Here is a 20,850-nt window from a genome sequence, read left to right as displayed (position 1 = left end):
TGCGAGAGGTATGCAGGGCCCGGCGCGGCCAGCTGGAGCTATTCGATCTCCAGCTCGTCATCGCGCAGCTTCTTCGCGACATGGTCCGTCATGCGTCTCCGCATGATGCTCGACGTTCGTCGAGCGCATAGGGGCAATCGTCAATTTGGCGTGTTCTTGCCTTCATAGCGTGTCATGCCGCGGCAATACACGAACCGACTGGGAACCATCATGACCAAACTCCGCCGCGCGATCCTTTGCGCTGCTGCCGCCTCCATCGTAACATTGGGCACGCCGGGTGTCGCCGCTGCGCAGGATGATGCGGCAATGGAAGCACCGCAGAGCGAGCGCGATCGGCTGTTCGCGCTGTTCGAGGAATCCGACGCTCGTTCGCTCGAGCTCAATCCGCTCGGCCGGCTGTTCCGGGGCGATACGGAGAATGCCGACCGGCTGGGCGATTTCCTGACCGATGCGAGTTTCTACGCCTCGCGGCTGGACACCAAACTGAATCTCGCCCTGCTCTCGCAGATCGATCGCAGCAAGCTCAGCCCGACGGACCAGCTTGCGTACGATGTCTTCAAGTATCAGCAGCAAGATGCGCTGCGTGGCCAGACCGACGAAATTCGCGCCCTGACCGAGGTGCGGCCGGTGAACCACTTCTTCGGCTTCCACACCTTCTATCCGAACTTCGCCAGCGGCAAGGGCGCTGCGCCCTTCAAGACGCTGGAGAATTACGAGGACAACCTCAGCCGCCATGACGATTACATCGCCATCACCGACCGCGCCATCGAACGTTCGCGCGAGGGGATGGAGTCAGGCGTGCTCGAGACGAAGCTGACCATCGGCCGCGTCATCGAGCAGCTCGATACGCTGCTGGCCGTGCCGGTGGCCGAATCGCAGTTCATGGGTCCGGTGGGCATGTTCCCCGAAGACTTCTCGGATGCCGACAAGGCACGCCTGACTACCGCCTACGAAGCGAAGACGAAGGACATCTACGCCGCCCATGAACGGCTGCGCGATTTCCTGCGCGAGGAATACCTCCCCGCCGCCCGCGAAAGCATCGGCCTCAGTGAAATGAAAGGCGGCGAGGAACTCTACAAGCAGCTGATCGAAAGCACTACGACCCTGCCGCTCGAAGCCGAGGAAGTGCACCAGCTGGGCCTTGGCGAAGTAGCGCGCATCAAGACCGATCTGGAAGCGCTCAAAGCCGAGGTCGGCTATGACGGGACGCTCAACGAGTTTTTCGACTATGTCCGCACCGATCCGCAGTTCAAGCCCGAGAGCCGGGAATGGCTGACACAGGACTATTACCGTATTGGCGAGGAAGTCGACGAGAAGATTGGCGACTACTTCTCGCTGCTGCCCAAATCGGAACTGAAGATCGAACCCTATGATGTTTCGATCGAACGCTTTTCGGCTGGCGGTTCCTATCAGTCGGGCGCGCCCGACGGTTCGCGACCCGGGACCTTCTATTTCAACGCCTATGACCTTCCCAGTCGCCTGACGACGGGCAATGTCACGCTCTATCTGCACGAGGGTGCGCCAGGTCACCATTTCCAGATCAGCCTCGCGCAGGAGAATACCGATTTGCCGGCCTTCATGCGGTTCGGCGGCACCACCGCCTTCGTTGAGGGCTGGGCGCTCTATTCGGAGACGCTTGGCTACGACATGGGCCTGTTCGATGATCCCTGGGCGCGCTACGGCACGTTGCAGGACGAACAGCTGCGCGCCATGCGGCTGGTGGTCGACACCGGCATCCACGCCAAGGGCTGGACCCGAGACCAGGCGATCGACTTCATGCTGGAGAATTCTGGCATGACGCGGACCGAGGTCGAGAACGAGGTGGACCGGTACATCGCCATCCCGAGCCAGGCGCTGGCCTACAAGATCGGCGCGCTCAAGATCCAGGAATTGCGCGATCGCGCTAAGGCCAGGCTGGGCGATGATTTCGACATCAAGGCGTTTCATGCGCAGGTGCTGAATACGGGCGGGCTGCCGCTTCCGGTTCTCGAAGCGAAGATCGATCGCTGGATCGCTGACGGGGGAGCCTGAACCCTCCGGAGGCAGCTTCGGGAACCCGATGGCGCCCTTAAGGGTTCTTACCCACCAGGACGGAGGGAAAGCATTTCATGAGGTTAGCCCATGTCGAGCATGTCCTTCCATAGCAGCCGCCCCGACAGGTGGGTGAAGCCCAAGCCGTATAGCGACAGCTCGCTGCGCTATAAGGTCCACGGCAAGATCCTGCCGATGGAGAGCGAAGAACCGGGCTTCTTCGCCCGCCTGTTCGGACGGCGCTGAGGTTCAGTCGAAGGATAAGGGGCCGGGAGTAACGTCCACTCCCGGCCCCTTTTTCATGTCCGCCGCAATTTGGCGGCGATCAGTATTCCTCCGGCTCTTCCGGCGTCGCGACGTGATGATCCTTGCCGGCTGTCCGTTCGCCCTTGGCGAGCTTGAACACGACACCCGACAGCAGGGCGAGCGCCAGAAGGTTGGGCAGGGCCATTGCGGCATTCGAGATGTCGCCCAAGCGCCAGACCAGCTCGCTCGGCTGCGCCGCGCCCAGCCAGATGACCACGCACCACAGCACGCGCCAGGCCATGTGCAGCTTCTTTTCGCCCGACCGGGTAGAGCCCTTCATCCGGTCGTAGAGGAAGGTGATCGCCCGCTCGCCGTAATAGCTCCAGGTCAGCAGCGTTGTGAAGACGAACAGGATCAGCGCGATCGATGCCACCAGCGTCCCGATCGGAATGCTGGCAATCTCGACCGGGAAGGCGGCGGCAAATGCGCCGCTGGTCATCTCGAAGCCGACGCGGTCGGATTGCCAGGCGTGCAGCACCGGTTCGCCATTGGCGGTGAAATCGCCCCGCACGGTCAGGATGACAAGCGCGGTCATCGTGCAGATCACAATCGTGTCGATGAACGTCCCGAGCATTGCCATGCGGCCCTGCGTTTCGGGATCGTCGGTCTGCGCTACGGCATGGGCGATGGCGGTCGAACCCTGACCCGCCTCGTTCGAGAACAGGCCGCGGGCGACACCTGCGCGGATCGCGAGGATGATCGCCGCGCCGACAAAGCCACCGCTTGCCGCCTGCGCATTGAAGGCACCGTAGAAGATCAGGCCGAAGGTCTCCGGCAGGTCGCCGAAGTTCAGGATCAGCGCGATAATCGCCATTAGGATATAGGTCGCGGCCATGAACGGCACGACCTTCTCGGCCACGTTACCGATCGACTTGATGCCGCCGATGATGACGATGAAGACGAGGATCGCGACGATCAGCCCGCCGAGCCATTCCTCGATCCCGAACAGCTCGTTCAGGCCGTCGGCGACGGCGTTCGCCTGGATCGAATTGCCCGTCACCAGTGCGGAAAACAGCGTGCCGAGGCAGAAGATCACGGCCAGCCACGTGAACTTCGGGCCGAGACCCATCATGATGTAGCTCATCGGGCCGCCGCGCTTCACGCCGTCGCTGGTGGTCTCGCGATAGCGGATGGCGAGCGAGCCTTCCGCAAAGGCCAGCGCCATGCCGAACAGGGCAGTGATCCACATCCAGAAGATCGCCCCGGGGCCCCCCAGCGCGATGGCCGTGGCGACGCCGGCAAGGTTGCCGGTGCCGACCTGTCCGGACAGGGCCGTCGAAAGCGCCGCGAACGGCGAAATCTCGCCCGCACCCTGACTCTTGCGGCCGGCGAACAGGCCCTTGAAGGCGCTGCCGAGCTTGATGATCGGGTAGAACTTGAGGCCGACCATGATCCACAGGCCGATGCCGAGCAGAATGATGGTCATCGGCGGGAAGGGGAGCACTTCGGCCCCGTTCCAAGTGCCGCCCCAGATGAAATCGGAAACATTGGTGACCGGCTCGATCAGCCGCTCGCCCAGACTTGGTGCCTGGCTGGTTGCCATTGCGGAAATTCCCCTCATACGACCCTGTCGGGTGAAAGCGCGGACGCTAGTGGCAGCGCGCCGACTTGAAAAGGCCGCATTTGCGCCCCGCCCACCGCTTGCCTTTTCGCAAATCACGGCCTAGATGCAGCGCCGTCTTCCGACATTGGGATCAAAAAAGCCCCTCCCGGACTTGAACCGGGGCGGCGAAGAGCCCTACCTGTTACAGGAGTGGCGGACGGCGCGACTAATCTTACGCGAGAGTGCGAGTGATGGCAGACAAGCAGAAGACCAGCCCGGCGGAATTCCTCCGGCAGGTGCAGACCGAAGGCAAGAAGGTCGTATGGCCGACGCGCGAGGAAACCGTGCGCACCGCGATCTTCGTCGGCATTCTGACGCTGATCCTCTCGCTGTTCTTCCTCGGCATCGATTCGTTGTTCGGCGCGGTTGTGCGCTGGCTGCTGACGCTCGCCTGACCTAGCCACTTTCCGACAGGGTATCCGACACATGGCACGCTGGTACATCATCCACGCCTATTCCGGCTTCGAGAACAAGGTTCGCGATTCGATCATCGCCGAGGCCGAGCGGCTGGGCCTGTCCGAAGGTGTCGAGGAGGTCGAAGTCCCGACCGAGACGGTTACCGAAGTCAAGCGTGGCAAGAAGGTGCAGGTCGAGCGCAAATTCATGCCCGGCTACGTGCTGGCCAAGCTGAACATGACCGACGATGTCTATCACCTCGTCAAGAACACACCCAAGGTAACCGGCTTCCTCGGCACCAACAACAAGCCGCAGGCGATTTCCGACAAGGAAGCCGCGCGCTATTTCGGCGGCGTGGAAGAAGCCAAGGCCGCGCCCAAGAAGCAGGTCAGCGTCGATTACGAGATCGGCGACCAGGTCAAGGTGCTCGACGGCCCCTTCGCCAGCTTCAATGGCCTTGTGGAAGAGCTCGATTTCGACAAGCAGAAGGTCAAGGTCTCGGTCTCGATCTTCGGCCGCGCGACCCCGGTCGAACTCGATTTCGAGCAGGTCGAACTGGTCAAGTAGGCCTTTCGGCAGGCCAGGCGAAAAGCCCCGCCGGGAGAGATCCTGGCGGGGCTTTCGTTATCAGGGACAGCTTGCGAGCTATTCGCCTGGCGTCGGCGTGCCGGGGTTCACCTCGCCTTCGAACGGCGGGACCGGCCTCGCGGCCGCTTCAGCCTCGCTCGCGGCGATGCCATTGGCTTCGATGTCCTCCAGCAGCCAGCGCATCTCGTCGATCTCTCTTCGCTGCGCGCGAATGATGTCATTGGCGAGTTTGCGAACGCGGACGTCTTCGATGCCGGCTCTCTCGCTGGTCATAATGGCGATCGAGTGGTGCGGTATCATGGCCGACATGTAATCGCTGTCGTCCACCGTGACCTGACTGCGCACTAGGAAGAGCGAAAGGCCGAAGGTAATCGCGGCGACGGCGATGATAACGATGTTCTTGGCTGTGTTGCGATACATCCCCCACATGAAGGCGAGCATGACCACCGCCATCACCGCGCCCATAACGAACATCATCCAGAAGCGCGTCTCGCTCCAGAAGACATGCGCGAGGGCATAGGTGTTGAGATACATGAGGCCGAGCATGATGACGGTGGAAGTGCCCACCATCGCCATGAAGCGGCCGTAATTGCCGTCATTCTTCGCGTTGTGATCAGCCAACATTGGGCTCCCTGTTATCTAGCGTTTTGCCTTGCTGAAAAGTTCGACGAGCTCGTCAAACTTCTCGCGCTGCTCGGCAGCGTTTCCGGACTGGATGGCTTCCGCGACGCAATGGGCAGCGTGGCCCTTGAGAATTTCGTCCTCGGCGCGTGCGATTGCTGCTTTCACCGCCTGCAGTTGGGTCAGGATGTCGATGCAATAGCGCTCGTTTTCGACCATGCTGGCGATGCCGCGCACCTGACCCTCTATCCGTCGCAGACGGGTAACGATTTTGCTGCTCTCTGCCATGTCAATCTCTTGAAACAATACCCCCAGGGGGTATATGTAGCGCGTGATGACCGGGATTTTCAAGAGCAGCCGCGGCATGCATGTGTCGCGGCGTCATTTCATCCAGGGTTCGGCGATCGGCGCCGGGGTGGTCGCCATGCCGGCCTGGGCGCGCGGCATGCCGCATGGGCCGGTGCGCCAAGGTTTCGACGAGGTATCGGGCCGCTCGATCGACCTGACGGTCGGAACTGGCCGCTTCGCGACCGGCGGGCGCAGTGGCCATGCGATTGCCGTCAACGGTAGCGTACCCGGTCCGCTCGTGCGCCTGAAAGAGGGCGAGCCGGTGCGCCTCAATGTCACCAACACGCTGGACGAGGACACCTCGATCCACTGGCATGGCCTGCTGCTGCCGTTCCAGTTCGACGGTGTGCCCGGCGTCAGCTTTCCCGGCATCAAGCCCGGCGAAACCTTCACCTATGACATTCCCGCCTTGCGGCAAGCGGGCACATATTGGTGGCACAGCCATTCGGGGTTGCAAGAGCAGGCGGGACACTACGGCCCGATCATCGTCGATCCCGCAGGCGCGGACCCGGTGCAGGCGGACCGCGACTATGTACTGCTGTTGAGCGAGTTCACGCCGCTGCATCCGCACACGATCATGGCCAAGCTCAAGAAGGGCGAAGAATATTTCAATCGCCAGAAGACGACCGCGAGCGATGATTATCCGCTGACCGCCGAAGAACGGCGCATGTGGGCGCGCATGCGAATGATGCCGACCGACATCGCCGATGTGACGGGTTCTACCTACACCTATCTGATCAACGGGCACGGCCCGGCAGATGGCCTGGAGTATCTTTTCCGCCCGGGCGAACGCGTGCGTCTGCGAGTCATCAACGGCAGCGCGATGAGTTTCTTCAATATTCGCATTCCCGGCGTGCGGATGACCGTCGTTGCCGCCGATGGGCTGAACGTGCGTCCGGTCGAGGTTGACGAGTTCCAGATTGGCACGGCGGAAACCTACGATGTTGTTGTCGAGCCAACGGGCGAGGCACACACCATCGTGGCCGAGGCAATGGACCGTTCCGGCATGGGTGTAGCGACGCTTGCCACGCGTCCCGGCGCGCGCGCGCCGGTGCCGCCGCTGCGCGATCCGGTGCTCCTGACCATGACTGACATGGGTCATGGCGGCATGGATCATTCCGGCATGGATCACGGCGGCGGCGAGGTCGATCACGCCGCGACGGGACACGCTGGCATGGATCACGCGGCGATGGGGCACGGTAATCGGCCTGCCGCAAACGCGGGTTCCTCGGCGATGAATCATGGCGAGATGAAAATGCGCGACACCTCCAGGCTCCCGCCGGACGTGAAGGCAGGGCCGGGCGTCGACATGGTCGCGGCCATGCCGATCGATCGCACGGACTTCCCCGGCCTCGGCCTCGACAAGGTAAAGCACAAGGTCCTGACCTATCGCGATCTCGCCGCATTGGAACCGAACGATGATCCGCGCCCTGCCAGCCGCTCGATGGAAATCCACCTGACCGGCAATATGGAGCGCTACATGTGGAGCTTCGACGGCCGGAAATTCTCCGCCGTTTCGGACGAGCCCGTCCGATTTGCCTACAACGAGCGCGTGCGCGTGAAGCTGGTCAACGACACCATGATGGCGCATCCGATTCACCTGCACGGCCATTTTTTCGAGCTGGTCAACGGGGCTGACCGGATGCACCAACCGCAAAAGCATACCGTTATCGTCCAGCCGGGCGGTACTGTGACATTCGATCTCACTGCGGACGAGGTGGGCGACTGGGCCTTCCACTGTCACCTGCTCTATCACATGCACGCCGGCATGTTTCAGGTGGTCACGGTCGCTGGTCCGGAAGGTGCCGCGTGAGGCTGGCGTCAACAATACTGCTGGCCTTCGGTGCGACGCCCGCAGCTGCCCAGCACGACCACCACCAGCACACTCATCACGAGCACACAGACCATCAGCAAGGGCCGGCTGAAAGCGAAGTGCCGGACGAGGCGGAGCACCCCCATGCGGGGCACGCAATGCCAGACGTCGACAGTGCCGCCAGCAAGGATTCTCCGCAATCGACGCCGAGCCTTTCGGGCGATGTGCTACAGGGCCTGCGGCTCGATATTCCGCCTCCGCCCGAAGCTGCGCCGCCCGTCTCGGCCGGTCGCGGACCGGCGCGCGCGGCCGATGCAGTCTGGGGTGCAGACGCCATGCGCGCCAGCCGCGAAGCCTTGAAGAACGACCATGGCGGGCAGGCGCTGTTCTGGTTTCAGGGCGACCGGGTCGAATATCGCGCGCGCAAAGGCGCGGACGGCTATCTGTGGGACGTACAGGGCTGGTACGGCGGCGATGTCGACAAGTTCTGGTTCAAGTCCGAAGGCGAGGGCGCGTTCGGAGAGGACGTCGAGGATGCCGAACTCCAGGCACTGTGGAGCCACGCCATCGGTCCGTGGTGGGACCTCCAGACCGGGGTCCGGCAGGATCTGACGGGTCCGCGGCGCACGCATTTCGTCATCGGTGCGCAGGGGCTCGCACCCTATCTGTTCGAAGTCGATGCGGCGGCCTTCGTCTCGAATCGAGGCGATGTGACGGCGCGGATCGAAGCCGAACTCGACCAGCGTCTGACGCAGCGCCTGATCCTGCAACCGCGTGCCGAAATCGCGCTATCGGCGCAGGATATTCCCGAACTCGCGGTTGGCGCGGGTCTCGACCATGTCGAGGCCGGTGTGCGCTTGCGCTATGAGATAACGCCAGAATTCGCGCCCTATGTCGGGGTGGAGCAGGAGTGGAAAGTCGGCGGCACCGCCGATTTCGCGCGAGCTGACGGCGAGGACACCTCGACCACCAGCGTCGTCGCGGGCGTGCGCTTCTGGTTCTGACCGTGTTGCGTTCTGCTTCCTAGCGCGCGCAGGCGCTTTCTTCGGCAGTGCGAATTCGCGTCGCGCGAGTGCCCGTGCGCAGCATCACGCCGGCATTGTGGCACTTGCGCAACTGGAAGCGCACCTTGCGGTCCTTGAAATCGAGGGACACGCGTCGGAAGGTTTCCATCAGGTCTGTACCGAGCAGGAGCGACGGTTTTTCATCGAGCCCGAAGACCGCGAAAGGCGGGATGTCCGCGAAGGCGATCGGCACGTTCTGTAATGTAATCGGGCCGAGCCGCAGATTCCTGATAACGGCAAACTCGATTGCCATCGTCGCGCCTGTAACGCCGGTCACTTCTATCGTCTGAAATCCCCGAATGCGCTTGCGCAGCAGTTTATCGCGCAGGGCGAGGTTGCCGATGGTAATCTCCGATCCGGTGTCGACCACGGCCTCGACCTTCTCCCGGTTGGCGGCAACTTCGGTCAGGATGAGCTGTCCACGCTGGAGGCGCCCGGTCACGACGATTATGCCGTCCTTGAACGTGCCTTCCTCGACTTCGTCGTCGACCGTAATCACGCGCTTCTCGAAATCCATCATCAGCCGCTGGTTCACGAGCGCATCGAGACCGATCATGCCTTCGCCGCCCATATGGCGCTCATCGAGCACGGGGACCTCGAGATCGGTCGTCACAGTGGGGCCGAGTTGCAGCTCATCGACCCAGACGCGATCGACCACCTTGCTTTCGGTAATGCCGTGCAGCAGGGCGCGGTCGCCCTCGGGAAGAGCCAGCTTTCCAGCGAGCGCAGAACCGACGGCCGAAGTGTCCGCGCCGCTGTCGACGACGAATTTGTAGGGGCCCCTGCCGTTGATCTCAACATTCACGGTCATCCGGCTGCGCAGTTTGCGCGCGTCGATCTGCTCGCCGCCGATACTCAATTGTTCGTCGAATTGCGCAGGCGGCAGGTCGGGCATGCGACCTTCGACTTCGTCTGTCTCGCTGCGGTCCTGAGCAAGCAGCGGGCCGGTTAGGATGAAGCCTGCAGCTGCGAGCGATGAAATGAGCGATCGGAAAAGCACACAAATACTCTATCAGCCCGGCCGGTGAAACTGCAGGGGCAATCGACCGGCAGGTCATGTGTGCCGACAGCGGCTGGCAAAAAGCAGGGCGGCGAATCGCTTGCAAACCCGCGCAAAATCGCTATGTGCGCGGCTCCCCAAGTCATCTTGTGGAATCCCGCGCGGGAGGTTCGCTTCGCCGGACCGCTTGACCGCTTACCATGAGCCGCGTGTCGAAAGAAACGCGGCGAAAGTGAGAAAGGAGGCCATTCATGGCCAAGAAGATCGACGGCTATATCAAGCTGCAGGTGCCCGCTGGCACCGCCAACCCCTCGCCGCCCATCGGCCCCGCGCTGGGCCAGCGCGGCGTGAACATCATGGAATTCTGCAAGGCGTTCAACGCCGCGACGGACAGCCTCGAAAAGGGCATGCCGATCCCGACGACGATCACCGTCTATGCGGACCGCTCGTTCAGCTTCGTCACCAAGAGCCCGCCGGCCAGCTTCCTCATCAAGAAGGCCGCGAAGCTCAAGTCGGGTTCGAAGGAACCGGGCAAGGTTTCGGCCGGGACCATCAAGCGTTCGGCCCTCGCCGAAATCGCACAGACCAAGATGGCCGATCTGAACGCGAACGACATCGAACAGGCGACCAAGATCATCGAAGGCTCCGCGCGTTCGATGGGCCTCGACGTGGTGGAGGGCTAAGACCATGGCAAAGCAGACCAAGAAGCAGCAGACCGTCGCCAAGCTGGACAGCGAAAAGCTCTACAGCGTCGATGAAGCCATTGCCACCCTGCGCGAGCACAAGGCGAAGTTCGACGAGACTGTCGAAGTCGCGATGAATCTCGGCGTCGATCCGCGCCACGCCGACCAGATGGTCCGCGGCATGGTGTCGCTGCCTTCGGGCACCGGCAAGGACGTGAAGGTCGCCGTGTTCGCCAAGGGCGACAATGCCGACAAGGCGCTGGCCGCTGGTGCCGACAAGGTCGGTGCCGAAGACCTCATGGAAGACATGCAGAACGGCAACCTCGATTACGACCGCGTGATCGCCACGCCGGACATGATGGGTGTTGTCGGCCGTCTCGGTAAGGTGCTCGGCCCCAAGGGCCTGATGCCGAACCCGAAGCTCGGCACCGTGACCCCGAACGTGGAACAGGCCGTGAAGGACGCCAAGGGCGGCCAGGTCGAGTTCCGCGTGGAGAAGCAGGGCATCATCCACTCCGGCATCGGCAAGCTGTCGTTCAAGGACGAAGACCTGAAGAAGAACTTTGAAGCTCTGACCCAGGCGATCGTCAAGGCGAAGCCTTCGGGTGCGAAGGGCAAGTATGTCCGCAAGGTCACGCTGACCAGCTCGATGGGTCCCGGCCTCAAGGTCGACCTCGGCGAAGTCGAAGGCGCATAAATTGCAGCCCTGCCGCCGCGCCGCTTGAAGGCAGACCGCGTTCGAGTAGCCTGAGGCGGTAGCGCCAAAAGAAACGGGCCGGGAGGAAACTCCCGGCCCTTTTTTATTGTGGCATTGGAGAGGGCGAAGGCTGGCTGCGCAACTGCCGCGAATAGACCCATCCGATGCCGATCAGGCTGAAGCCGAGGGCCATGAAACTGGCAATGCGCAGCAGACCTTCGAGCCCGGCAGTGTCGACGATAAAGACCTTTGCCACCGCCAGCAGGATGAGCACCAGCGAGCCGATCCGCCAGCTTCGCTCGCCCAGTCGGTTGCCGAGAAACAGGAAGAACAGTGCCAGGAGAATGCCCGCGAGGCTGCGCATCAGGTCCTCGGTTTGCGAAAGCGGAATGCCTGCGGGCACCGATCCGACAAACAGATGGCGCAGCAAGGTGAGGGTCATGAGCGAAGCGAAGGCGATCACGCCAGCGTCCAGCGCCGGCCGCATTCGTTCCCCAAGCCAGCGCCGGAGCGACAGGGTAGCCGCTATCGCGACTCCATAACTGGCGGTAGCCAGATTGGCGAGCGGCAATGGTCCAAGCGCCTGCCCGTCCCATAGCGGATTGTGCAGCAGGAAGGTGTAGAGGATGAAATGAAGCAGCGCCGCCGCGGCCAAGGTCACTGCGAGCCAACGCTGCGGCTGCAGGCGCGCCAGGCCTGCTGCTGCCAGCCAACAAGCGCCGAGCAATAGCGTTTCCCACACCGTGCGCTCTGCCAGGCCCAAGGCAGAAAAGCGCGTCTCCGTCTCGATCGCGAAAACCTGCTTGAACAGCGCATGCAGGGCAACCAGCCCGACCGGTGCCGCCAGCCAGGCCAGACGGAAATTCTCGATATTTGGGAAAGGAGTGAATCGACCCGACAGCCACAGGGCGGCGGCGAGCGGCAGGAGGCGTGTCAGCACCGCCTTCACGCCTGGAAGATCGACGACGAACACCGGATCTCCTGCGAGCGAGGCCAGTGCTGCCTCTGCCCAGATCGCGAGCGGACTGAGAGCCCAGAGCAGTGCGATGCCGATCAGCGTGGCTTGGGCCGCCGTCCGTTCGGGCGCGAAGCGGGCAATGGCAATGGCCGCCAGCGCGGCTGTCCACGCAAGGGCTTCGACGGGAAGAACCTGGGCAAGTGTGCCATAGGCAAGCAGCGCGGCGAGGACTTCCGCGCTGTGACGCATCGCTGCATCGCGTGTCAGCAGCGCCACGGCGGCAAAAGGCGTCGCAGTCGCGGCCCAGCGCAGTGTGGCCTGCCACACCGTCGTTGCACCCGCATCCCCGCCAAGCAGGGCCGCCTCCTCGATAAATGCTCCGGTCGAGGCCAGTGCGCCCAGCGCTACCACCGCGCCCAGCGAGCACAGGCGGGCGAGCGCCGGGTCCTGGGCGCGGTAAAGTAGGACAAGGGGTACGCTCAAAACCAGAAGGGCGATCAGGGGCGCGCTCCATCCTGGCGTCACCATCAGGAGCGCCGCGAAGGCGAGAGCGCAGGCAGAGCCAATGAGACCGGCGTACCAGCGCCTATCTTCACGTACGCGCAGGATAAAGGCGCCTGCCGCCGGCAGCAGCGCCAGTGCTGCACTGGCGAGGGCGAGGCGGAGCTCCAGCGCGTCGCTTTCGAAGTCTCCGAAGGTGCCGTAGGCAACTGCCGCGACCAGGGGCGGGACAAGCGCCAGTTGCAGCCGGTCGACCAGGCGGTCGCTGCCTGCACGGCAATGGAACAGCGGCACGGCTGCGAATACCAGCGCAAGGCCGATGCCCACGAGGGTGAAATCGGGGGGGAAGGGTATCGACCACAAGGCATAGAGGATGATGCCGACGAGGGCCGCTATGCCGTTTGCTTCCCGCGTTTCGGGGCGCTTCCAGCCAAGGAAAGCCAGCGTCGCGCCGAGCAGCAGGTAGAGCGCCCATGCCAGCGGGGAAAAGCCGCCCTGCTGGACGAGCAAGGCCAACTGAACGCTGGCGACCAGCGCGGCGGCAAGCCGCAGCCATTGTTTGAAACGACCTGCATCGGACAGCGCGGGCATGACCGCACCGAGGACGACGAAATAGAGGCCGAGGGCAAGGATCTCGGGTATGCCCGGATCGCCTGCTAGCAGCAGCATGGCGCCCCAGCCGAGCCCGCCGACGATAGCGGCGATGCCGAGCCATTCGCGATGCTGCGCGCGCCCGGCATAGACCAGTCCGCCGGTGACCAGACCGAGATAGAGCGCCAGAAGCGGCAGGTTCGCCTCATCCCCGCCGACAAGGGCCGGCGCTGCAAAGCCGCCCACGAGGCCCAGCACGGCACTGGGCAGCCCGAAACGAAACGACAGCGCGATGGCGCCTGCCGTCACTCCGGCAAGCCCGAGAAAGGCGAGCGTCTGTCCGATCAGCCCGTATTGCGTGCCAGCGAGATAGAAGCCTGCATAAAGCGTGGCGAGACCCGCCCCGGCGAGCGCCTGCGCCACGCGCGGATCGGCCACCTTCTCACGAAAACGATAGGCCGCTTCGGCGCCGGCGATCAGCGCTCCGCCGAACAGGAACGCCATCACAACCCGCAGGAGAGGCGTGATCAGCCCGCGCTCAATCGAATAGCGGACGAGGAACACCCCTGCGACCGCGAGTGTGACCCCGCCCGCCCAGATCGGCAGGCGACGGCCAAACACGTCCTCGAGATCGAAGCGGAAGCGGGCATAAAAAGGCTCGCTTGCGGCAGGCTCCTCGACTTCCGGCTGCGCTGTCCCCGCATGCTCCGGCTGCTCGTCATGCTCCGCAGCGAAGGCAGGCGCCTGCGCATCAGCGCTATCGCTATCCTCGGCGCGCTGCAGCGCCACTTTCGGGACGGTGGCAATCGGACCTTGCTCTGCCTGCACGGTCGGAGCAGGCCCTTCCACACCTTGTTCGGCGAGTTCGGCCGCCCCCCTCGCGCGATCACCCAGCGTCATCGACCGCATGTATTCGTACATGCGGTCCTGCAGATCGCTCAACTCCTGAATGCGCCGCTCGGCCTTCCGAAGGCGTTCCGTCAGGAAGTAGGCGACCCCGCCCAGAACAAGGATGAAAAGCCATTCCATGCGTCGCCGCTTCCCCTCGTGTTCTGCGTATCGGTGAAGCGCGCGGCGGAAAAGGTCCGGTCAGATTCCGCCGGGGGTAAACTCGAAGCCTGCGCTGGCTAGTCCGTCGCACAGGCTGTCGACGCAGCTTTTTAGCTCTCCTTCGTCGGTGGAGCGAACAACGAAGTTCGCGCCCACGCGGCCGTCGCGGAAAAAAGGATAGCTGCCGATCTGGCAGGAGGCATGCGCCTGCTCCACCTGCCGCAGAATATCGGCAACCTCGCTTTCCGGCGTCCAGCAACCGACAGTTTCGGAGATCAGGGGCTTTCCGCCCTTCAGCGTGCCTGTCAGCGCGTCCAGCATGCCGGCGGTAATGTGCGGCACGCCCGCCATGAGATGGACATTGGCGATCCTGATCCCCGGCGCGCCAGACATGCGATTGGCAATCAATTCAGCCCCCTCGGGCACGCGTGCCATGCGCAGGCGAGCATCGGTGAGTCCGCCCTTGTCGGCATAATAGGTCTCGAGGATCGCCCGCGCCTTGGGATGCACGATTACGGGCACGCCAAGCGCTTTGGCGACCGCATCAACGGTGATGTCGTCATGCGTCGGACCTATACCGCCGGTTGTGAAGACGTAGTCGTTCGCCTCGCGCAGCGCATTCACCGCCTCGACGATCCGCTCGATCACGTCGGGCACCACCCGAACCTCGGCCAGACGTATTCCCTGCACCTGCAGCCAGCTGGCAACCTGCGCGATATTCTTGTCATGCGTTCGGCCGGAAAGGATTTCGTCACCGATGACGACCAGACCGGCGGTATAGATGCGTTCGCTCATGCGACCGGGCCTAATGCGGCAGAGCGCGGAAAGCTACTCTGCAGGTTCGAGCCGCTCCTCGCCCATGGGCGCATTGGCACCGTGGCGCCGGAAATCGAGGATGCCGTCATCGACCGGATCGGCCTTCATGCGCTTGCGATCGATCACATATTCCTGATTGAGCCGCCATGGATAGGAGACCGCGTTCCGGGGCATGATTGCCTTGCCGCGCTGGATATAGCCGCTGGAGAAATCGAAAATGTCGTCCTCTTCGAGGCGATGGTTTTCCGGAAGGACAGGGACCGCGATGTCGGTCCCCGTTTCTTTCTGGTGATTGAGCACACGGCAGACGTAATCCGAATTGATGTCCGCACGCAGAGTCCAGCTGGCATTGAGATAGCCGAACACCACCGCGAGGTTCGGCACGTTGGAGAACATGCAGCCCTTGTAGTAGAAATGGTCCGACAGATCGATCGGCTGGCCTTCCTTCGACAAGGCGATCTTGCCGGCAACGGCCAGCTTGAGCCCGGTCGCAGTCACGACGATGTCTGCAGGAAGGAAGGTATCGTCCGTAAGCCGCACGCCGCCCTTCTCGAACGCCTTGATATGGCCGGTGACGACCTCTGCCTTGCCGCTCTTCATGGCCTCGAACAGGTCGTCGTCCGGCACCAGGCAAAGCCGCTGTTCCCACGGATTATAGGGCGGCGTGAAGTCGGCGAGATCGTAATCATCGCCCATCGACTTGCGGATGCGCTTGTGCAGGTCCTCGGCCATCTTGTCGGGCTTGGTGCGCGCCCGTTTGAAGCCGAAGTCCTGCAGCTTGATGTTCTTCCAGCGCGTGATCCGGTAGGCGGTCTTTTCCGGCAGGATCTTGCGCAGGAAATTCGCGAGCGCATCCTTGGCCGGACGGCTGAACATCCAGGTGGGCGTGCGCTGCAGCATGGTAACCTTGGCCGCCTTGTCCGCCATCGACGGCACGATAGTCACTGCCGTAGCGCCGGAGCCGATCACGACAACATTCTTGCCCGCATAGTCTAGATTTTCGGGCCAGAATTGCGGATGCAGGACCTGGCCTTCGAATTCGCCGAAGTCGAAACCCGGATCATACGGCTCGTCATAGTCGTAATAGCCCGATCCGAGGTAGAGCCAGTTTGCGGTCAGGTGCTTGCGCTCCCCTTCCTTCGATTCCAGCGTGACGTGCCAGCGCGCTTCGCTGCCCCGCCAATCGGCGGCGATGACCTTTTGGCCGAAGCGGATGTGGCGGCGGATGTCGCGCTCGTCGGCGATGCGTTCGAGATAGTCGAGAATGGCGGGGCCGTCGGCGATCGACTTCTCGTGCTTCCACGGTTCGAAGTCGAAACCCAGCGTATGCATGTCGCTATCCGAACGGATGCCGGGATAGCGGAACAGGTCCCAGGTCCCCCCGATATTGTCGCGCCGCTCGACGATAGCGAAGCTGTGGGAGGGCGATTTTTCCTTCATATGTGCGGCCATCCCGATGCCGGAAATGCCCGCTCCGACGATCAGCACGTCGAAATCGCTCGCCATGTCAGCCATTTTGCTCTCCTCTGGCGATACAAGTTAGACCAGTTGGAAGGCGAGCGCCAGTCAGTCCTTAATTGAAACCCCTTTCGCCCGCGGACAGGCTTTCTTATGGCCTGCCCATGGCGCTGCAATTTTATGGCCTGATGGTCGCCCCGCTCGATACGGATACGAGCGTGAACCTCGTTGGCGGGACGAGCGCGCTCGACGCCTATCTGCGCTGTGCGGCAGTCTGTCATGCCTCATTCGCCTATCATGGATATGCATGGACGCTGGTGACCGATGCTCCGGATCTGATGCGCGCCGGGTTTGCGCAGGCGGGAATCGAGGCGCCGCCGATCCGGGCGGTGAATCTGGCATGGAAGGTGCCCGCCGATCTTCGCTTTCGCGCCGCGCATTACAAACTAGAGCTGCTGCAGCAGTTCTCGACCGGGGATTTCGGCGAGCGGGTGGGCCTGGTCGACCTCGACGCTGTCTGCATCGCCGATTTGCCCCCGGCGGTCACCGAAGGCGGTGCATTGTGCGGCTACGACATAAGCGATGTCGTGCAGCGCTCGCCCGATGAGAAGAACTACCGGACGAGCTTTCGCCAGCTTGGGATCGCTTCGAAGCACTTGCACTGGTGGGGCGGGGAGTTCCTGCTCGGGGATCGGGAGCATTTCAGAGCGCTGGGCGGGCGGCTTGAGAAGATCTGGCCGCGCTATCTCGAGAACAGATCAGCCATGGTGCATGTTGGCGATGAGATGGTTTTGACGGTCGCATTGATCGAGCTGGAGTCGCAGGGGATTGCGCTGTGCGATGCCGGCGCGGCGGGCGCGATAGCTCGATTCTGGTCGGCCCGAACCCAGACGCCGTTTCCCCGTTTTTCAAACGCGCGCGAGGCTTCGATCCTGCATTTGCCGGCAGATAAGCCGTTCATTGCCAATTGGGCCGGTCGTCGCTTTATGCCCGACCAGTTTCTGGCTGAATACGAGCGGCATTTGCGGCGCAAGATCGCCATGCGCCGTCCCGCGGCACTCGGCGCACGATTGCTGGGTGGCACGCGGCGGTACGCTCCCCGATTTTAGCGTCTGTCGGATGCGCTTGCGGCAAGCGCACGGCGCCTGTCGGCGGGCGTCTCGCCCGGTGTTTCGGCCGGTTGGAAGTGGGTCGACGCACGGGCAGTCATCAGCCGTGCCAAGAGCAACACGAGCAGGAACGGTCCAAAATAAAACGGCAGCTGGCGCAACAGCGTCAAGAGCAGGCCATCGCGGAAGACGACGATCGAGGTCGCGGCCAGCAGGGCATAGGCGAGGATCGATATGGCCGTACCGGAGTGGACTAGCAGGCGTCGATAAATCCAGCCGTAGATAAGCGCAAAGAAGGCTGCGTATACTGCGATACCGAAATAGCCGAGCGACATCCAGCCGGCTCCCGGCAGCGATATCGTCATGCCGATCGGCGTACCATAATCCCACAGTTCGAAGTATTTGACCGGCGAACCGACCGGTTTGTCGGGCCAGAGCGCGCGGGGCACCGGTTCGGTAAAGATCTGCAGATTATGCGCGAAATAGTCCCAACTGCCGGTCCTTTGGGGAACTGCGTAGACGACGAATTCGAAATATTCGAGATTGGCGAAATCCATATGCTCGAGCGGGTCGAGATCGTGGACGGTCGACGCCGTATAGCCGTCGCCGGCGCCGAAGATGCTGCGCACCGCCTCGCCACGGTCGAGGACGACCGCGTTGAACAGGAGCAATGCGATCGCGCCGAGCGCTGCGATGCGCAGGTCGAACCAACGGCGCCCGCGCTCGAGCAGGAAGACGATCATTATGGCGGTGGCGGCGAAAATGAAGCTGCCGCGCCCTCCGGACCCCAGCATCAGCGTGCTGGCGATGGCGAAGATCACCCAGCCCGTCGCGCGATACCGCAGCAGCCACACTGCGAAGACGGCCAGGGGGGCAAGGATCAGGGCCGAGTCCGTGTACCAGCCGTTTGCGTTGACATTGACCATGATGCCCGTGCCCGCATCGCGCGCCATGGTGGCAAGAGGATCCACACGCCGGGACCAGTTCGACAATTGAGACGATATCGCGAAGGGTGCCAGCAAGGCGGTGGTGATCACTATCGGTACGGTTAGCCGGCGCCGCAAATCCTCGAATTCCGTCGGCGGCGGCGTGCGCCCGACCGGAACGCCAGCCGTGCGCAGGCTTGCGAAAGCGAAGACCAGCATCGCCAGATTGGCCCCCAGGATGACTGTGATCTTGTCGTCGATCGAGGGCAGGAAATCATATACGCGATAAACGAGATCGAAGTCATAGAACCGCGCGAAAAGCGGACGAATTACGAAGATGAAGCCGTGGAATGCGAGATAGATCGTCAGGGGGTGGACAAGGCTTGCAGCCTCTTGCCGCGCGTAGACCGCGCAGACCCCGATAAACAACAGGAGCGAGGCGAGGAGAAGAAGCTCGTACAAAGCCCGCAGGGTGTGGCCTTCCCGAAGGCGTTCCGCAAGCTTCGATCAGCCGCGAAGCCCCAGAAAGCGCATCGTCAGCAGAATGTCGTGCCAGCGTTCGCGACTTGCGAGAGCGGAAGCGAAGTCGTGTGGCCGCCAATCGAGCTGCCGCAGGACGGTATGAAAGGCATAGATGGTCACGGCCGCTTCGACGGGGACAAGGATCCCCGCAATCGCGAGCAGCGGCGCGCCGAGCGCTGCCGCCGCCGCGGCCAGCGCCAGTGCCGCTGCCGATGCGATCAGATACAGACGCGCCAGCGGTCCGTGCGCATTCGCCGCCGCGACCATCGATTGCGGTGTCGTGGCGAGGGCACGGCAACTTCCCGCCGCGAGGAAGATAGCGGCCAGCGCCGCATCGAACCGGCTCTTTCCGGCGGTAAAAAGATTCATCAGCCAGTCGCCCAATCCGAACAGGGCGATCGAGAACATGGCAAGGCACGCGAGTGTGATCACGGTCATCGTCGCAAGTTGGCGACGCTGGATCGCCTGCTTGTCGTCGCCGAGATATCCAGCTTCGAAGAACTGAATGGCGAATACCACGCTTGTGACGAGGTCGATCGCGCGAACGATGACCCGCAAGGCTACGAAGCCTGCCACCACCTCGACGCCGATGAAGAACCCAACCACCAGCGTATAGCCTTGCAGGTTCAGAGCATTCACGATTGGAAGGAGCATGAATGCAAGCGAAGGATAAACGATCGTCGTCAGGCCGATCCGTGCCGATTGTGTCGAGGCTGCGAACAGGCGGGGCGTGAACTTCCAGGCCAGCACCGTCACGACCGCCGCTGTCGCGAGCCTGACCCCGGCAAGCGCGGCGGCAAGCAGGGCTAGGGAATCGCTCATGGTGACGCAGACCGCCAGCACGGCGATTTCGGACAGGCTGGCGATGTTCAGCGCCATGTTCGATAGCGGATACCGGCCGCTGATCCGCAGGGGGATGAGCATCAGGGCTGCCTGGCACAGGGCGAGGACGTAGAGCCCCAGCCAGGCGATACTGGCGACAAGTTCGCCGCTGTCGACGAAACCAATGTCGCGCGCGCGCGCATCCGGAACCAGCGCGGAGCCTGCGACAAGGATCGCCACCGTCGCGATGGCAAGCCCGGCACCGAACAGCCAGCTTGCGCGAAAGAGAGCGCGTGCGTCGGACCAGCGCCCGTCACGCGCCGCGGCAAGGGCTGCGGTGCCGCCAGCCCCTGAAAAGGCCTGGCCGGTGACCGCGAAATAGGACGGTACGGCGAACAGGATCATCCAGAGGCCCACCCGTCCTGCCGACCAGCTGGCAAACAGGATCGGCAAGGTCGCGAGCTGCACCACGACCCGTGTTCCTATGCCGACGATATAGGAGAATGCCGCGCCCAGCAGGCGTTGCCGAGCGCCCCTGGCCACTGTCACGCCTCTTCGCGGCGATCCATCTCGCGGATGATGTGTTCAAGCACGCTGGGGTGGAGCGGACGTTCGAACTGTGCGCCGACGGTGCTCTGCTCGCGCCACTTCACCTCGGCAGGGATCGGTCCGATATTGCCCAGCCCGACCAGAATTTCGCTGCCGACTTCCAGGATCGAAAACTTGTCGTAGAAGCGGCATCCATATTCCGAAATATCCTTGATCCAGATGTCGCGCGAGGGGCCATGGCGGTTGCGATAGCGACCCGCCACTTGCACCACGGCACGTTCTTCCCGCCTGTTGTTCTCGGACATGGGACCCTCCTTTCCCTCCTGCTAAGCCAAGCCTTGCAAGAAGCGCAAGCATGGTATCGGTGCGATGCTCGCTTTCCAGTCCGCTTCGGATTA

The 20,850-nt window shown here is 62.9% G+C and carries 19 protein-coding genes; 9 read left to right on the top strand and 10 right to left on the bottom strand.

Annotated elements, in window-relative coordinates:
• The first annotated feature begins 210 nt into the window (after positions 1 to 210).
• Both P8Q88_RS13810 and P8Q88_RS13805 read left to right on the top strand, forming a co-directional pair.
• Positions 211 to 2,031: a DUF885 domain-containing protein gene (locus P8Q88_RS13810; RefSeq protein ID WP_278324409.1), complete on the top strand. Its 1,821-nt coding sequence runs from the start codon at positions 211 to 213 to the stop codon at positions 2,029 to 2,031.
• Between the two features lie 90 nt (positions 2,032 to 2,121).
• Positions 2,122 to 2,277: a hypothetical protein gene (locus P8Q88_RS13805; RefSeq protein WP_278324408.1), complete on the top strand. Its 156-nt coding sequence runs from the start codon at positions 2,122 to 2,124 to the stop codon at positions 2,275 to 2,277.
• Between the two features lie 79 nt (positions 2,278 to 2,356).
• Here P8Q88_RS13805 and P8Q88_RS13800 read toward each other — a convergent pair whose 3' ends face one another.
• Positions 2,357 to 3,880, bottom strand: a complete 1,524-nt coding sequence (locus P8Q88_RS13800; RefSeq protein ID WP_278324407.1) for an alanine/glycine:cation symporter family protein — start codon at positions 3,878 to 3,880, stop codon at positions 2,357 to 2,359.
• A gap of 251 nt (positions 3,881 to 4,131) precedes the next feature.
• Between P8Q88_RS13800 and secE the strand changes: the two genes are divergently transcribed.
• Both secE and nusG read left to right on the top strand, forming a co-directional pair.
• Positions 4,132 to 4,335: a preprotein translocase subunit SecE gene (secE, locus tag P8Q88_RS13795; RefSeq protein WP_278324406.1), complete on the top strand. Its 204-nt coding sequence runs from the start codon at positions 4,132 to 4,134 to the stop codon at positions 4,333 to 4,335.
• 31 nt (positions 4,336 to 4,366) lie between these two features.
• Positions 4,367 to 4,903, top strand: coding sequence for a transcription termination/antitermination protein NusG (gene nusG / locus P8Q88_RS13790; RefSeq protein ID WP_278324405.1), 537 nt, complete (start codon positions 4,367 to 4,369; stop codon positions 4,901 to 4,903).
• Positions 4,904 to 4,981: 78 nt separating this feature from the next.
• On the opposite strand, the gene P8Q88_RS13785 is transcribed toward nusG, so the two are convergent.
• Both P8Q88_RS13785 and P8Q88_RS13780 read right to left on the bottom strand, forming a co-directional pair.
• A complete protein-coding gene (locus P8Q88_RS13785; RefSeq protein ID WP_446532566.1) occupies positions 4,982 to 5,548 on the bottom strand; it encodes a DUF305 domain-containing protein in 567 nt (188 codons plus the stop codon).
• 15 nt (positions 5,549 to 5,563) lie between these two features.
• Positions 5,564 to 5,833, bottom strand: coding sequence for a metal-sensitive transcriptional regulator (locus P8Q88_RS13780; protein ID WP_278324404.1), 270 nt, complete (start codon positions 5,831 to 5,833; stop codon positions 5,564 to 5,566).
• Positions 5,834 to 5,879: 46 nt separating this feature from the next.
• Between P8Q88_RS13780 and P8Q88_RS13775 the strand changes: the two genes are divergently transcribed.
• Together P8Q88_RS13775 and P8Q88_RS13770 are read left to right on the top strand one after the other, a co-directional pair.
• A complete protein-coding gene (locus P8Q88_RS13775) occupies positions 5,880 to 7,706 on the top strand; it encodes a copper resistance system multicopper oxidase (RefSeq protein WP_278324403.1) in 1,827 nt (608 codons plus the stop codon).
• Entirely contained in the window at positions 7,703 to 8,710 is a 1,008-nt protein-coding gene (locus tag P8Q88_RS13770; protein ID WP_278324402.1) for a copper resistance protein B, read from the top strand. Before P8Q88_RS13775 ends, P8Q88_RS13770 begins: the two co-directional genes overlap by 4 nt.
• A 19-nt stretch (positions 8,711 to 8,729) precedes the next feature.
• Here the strand turns inward: P8Q88_RS13770 and P8Q88_RS13765 are convergent, their stop codons facing one another.
• Complete coding sequence (locus P8Q88_RS13765) at positions 8,730 to 9,770, bottom strand: retroviral-like aspartic protease family protein (protein ID WP_278324401.1); 1,041 nt, start codon at positions 9,768 to 9,770, stop codon at positions 8,730 to 8,732.
• A 251-nt stretch (positions 9,771 to 10,021) separates the two neighbouring features.
• Here P8Q88_RS13765 and rplK point away from each other — a divergent pair, with 251 nt between their 5' ends.
• Entirely contained in the window at positions 10,022 to 10,453 is a 432-nt protein-coding gene (rplK, locus tag P8Q88_RS13760) for a 50S ribosomal protein L11 (RefSeq protein WP_061926391.1), read from the top strand.
• Between the two features lie 4 nt (positions 10,454 to 10,457).
• Complete coding sequence (gene rplA, locus P8Q88_RS13755) at positions 10,458 to 11,150, top strand: 50S ribosomal protein L1 (protein ID WP_278324400.1); 693 nt, start codon at positions 10,458 to 10,460, stop codon at positions 11,148 to 11,150.
• Positions 11,151 to 11,253: 103 nt separating this feature from the next.
• Here the strand turns inward: rplA and P8Q88_RS13750 are convergent, their stop codons facing one another.
• Genes P8Q88_RS13750 through P8Q88_RS13740 form a run of 3 tightly spaced genes read right to left on the bottom strand, consistent with a single transcriptional unit; the run spans position 11,254 to position 16,581 of the window.
• The gene (locus tag P8Q88_RS13750) at positions 11,254 to 14,229 is read right to left on the bottom strand and encodes a DUF2339 domain-containing protein (RefSeq protein WP_278324399.1); all 2,976 of its coding nucleotides are present in this window, start codon (positions 14,227 to 14,229) and stop codon (positions 11,254 to 11,256) included.
• A 60-nt stretch (positions 14,230 to 14,289) separates the two neighbouring features.
• Positions 14,290 to 15,045, bottom strand: a complete 756-nt coding sequence (locus tag P8Q88_RS13745; protein WP_278324398.1) for a competence/damage-inducible protein A — start codon at positions 15,043 to 15,045, stop codon at positions 14,290 to 14,292.
• A gap of 33 nt (positions 15,046 to 15,078) precedes the next feature.
• The gene (locus P8Q88_RS13740; protein ID WP_278324397.1) at positions 15,079 to 16,581 is read right to left on the bottom strand and encodes a flavin-containing monooxygenase; all 1,503 of its coding nucleotides are present in this window, start codon (positions 16,579 to 16,581) and stop codon (positions 15,079 to 15,081) included.
• Between the two features lie 107 nt (positions 16,582 to 16,688).
• On the opposite strand from P8Q88_RS13740, the gene P8Q88_RS13735 reads away from it, so the two are divergent.
• Entirely contained in the window at positions 16,689 to 17,633 is a 945-nt protein-coding gene (locus tag P8Q88_RS13735) for a hypothetical protein (RefSeq protein ID WP_278324396.1), read from the top strand.
• On the opposite strand, the gene P8Q88_RS13730 is transcribed toward P8Q88_RS13735, so the two are convergent.
• The 3 genes from P8Q88_RS13730 to P8Q88_RS13720 are packed head-to-tail and all read right to left on the bottom strand — an operon-like array spanning position 17,630 to position 20,757.
• The gene (locus P8Q88_RS13730) at positions 17,630 to 19,021 is read right to left on the bottom strand and encodes an O-antigen polymerase (RefSeq protein ID WP_278324395.1); all 1,392 of its coding nucleotides are present in this window, start codon (positions 19,019 to 19,021) and stop codon (positions 17,630 to 17,632) included. The two genes, P8Q88_RS13735 and P8Q88_RS13730, sit on opposite strands and share 4 nt — an antisense overlap.
• Before the next feature lie 45 nt (positions 19,022 to 19,066).
• Positions 19,067 to 20,446, bottom strand: coding sequence for a polysaccharide biosynthesis protein (locus P8Q88_RS13725; protein ID WP_278324394.1), 1,380 nt, complete (start codon positions 20,444 to 20,446; stop codon positions 19,067 to 19,069).
• Positions 20,447 to 20,448: 2 nt separating this feature from the next.
• Positions 20,449 to 20,757: a PilZ domain-containing protein gene (locus tag P8Q88_RS13720; protein ID WP_278324393.1), complete on the bottom strand. Its 309-nt coding sequence runs from the start codon at positions 20,755 to 20,757 to the stop codon at positions 20,449 to 20,451.
• Positions 20,758 to 20,850: the final 93 nt, after the last annotated feature.

The organism is Qipengyuania marincola, assembly GCF_029688625.1.
GTDB lineage: Bacteria > Pseudomonadota > Alphaproteobacteria > Sphingomonadales > Sphingomonadaceae > Qipengyuania.
The sequence above is the reverse complement of the archived record's forward strand: the minus strand, read 5'-3'. Positions and strand labels throughout refer to the sequence as shown.

Bases quoted from the DNA above. Each gene is read 5' to 3' on its own strand.
- P8Q88_RS13810 (WP_278324409.1), top strand. From the start codon at position 211: ATGACCAAACTCCGCCGCGCGATCCTTTGCGCTGCTGCCGCCTCCATC.
- P8Q88_RS13805 (WP_278324408.1), top strand. From the start codon at position 2,122: ATGTCGAGCATGTCCTTCCATAGCAGCCGCCCCGACAGGTGGGTGAAG.
- P8Q88_RS13800 (WP_278324407.1), bottom strand. From the start codon at position 3,880: ATGGCAACCAGCCAGGCACCAAGTCTGGGCGAGCGGCTGATCGAGCCG.
- secE (WP_278324406.1), top strand. From the start codon at position 4,132: ATGGCAGACAAGCAGAAGACCAGCCCGGCGGAATTCCTCCGGCAGGTG.
- nusG (WP_278324405.1), top strand. From the start codon at position 4,367: ATGGCACGCTGGTACATCATCCACGCCTATTCCGGCTTCGAGAACAAG.
- P8Q88_RS13785 (WP_446532566.1), bottom strand. From the start codon at position 5,548: ATGTTGGCTGATCACAACGCGAAGAATGACGGCAATTACGGCCGCTTC.
- P8Q88_RS13780 (WP_278324404.1), bottom strand. From the start codon at position 5,833: ATGGCAGAGAGCAGCAAAATCGTTACCCGTCTGCGACGGATAGAGGGT.
- P8Q88_RS13775 (WP_278324403.1), top strand. From the start codon at position 5,880: ATGACCGGGATTTTCAAGAGCAGCCGCGGCATGCATGTGTCGCGGCGT.
- rplK (WP_061926391.1), top strand. From the start codon at position 10,022: ATGGCCAAGAAGATCGACGGCTATATCAAGCTGCAGGTGCCCGCTGGC.
- rplA (WP_278324400.1), top strand. From the start codon at position 10,458: ATGGCAAAGCAGACCAAGAAGCAGCAGACCGTCGCCAAGCTGGACAGC.
- P8Q88_RS13750 (WP_278324399.1), bottom strand. From the start codon at position 14,229: ATGGAATGGCTTTTCATCCTTGTTCTGGGCGGGGTCGCCTACTTCCTG.
- P8Q88_RS13745 (WP_278324398.1), bottom strand. From the start codon at position 15,045: ATGAGCGAACGCATCTATACCGCCGGTCTGGTCGTCATCGGTGACGAA.
- P8Q88_RS13740 (WP_278324397.1), bottom strand. From the start codon at position 16,581: ATGGCTGACATGGCGAGCGATTTCGACGTGCTGATCGTCGGAGCGGGC.
- P8Q88_RS13735 (WP_278324396.1), top strand. From the start codon at position 16,689: ATGGCGCTGCAATTTTATGGCCTGATGGTCGCCCCGCTCGATACGGAT.
- P8Q88_RS13720 (WP_278324393.1), bottom strand. From the start codon at position 20,757: ATGTCCGAGAACAACAGGCGGGAAGAACGTGCCGTGGTGCAAGTGGCG.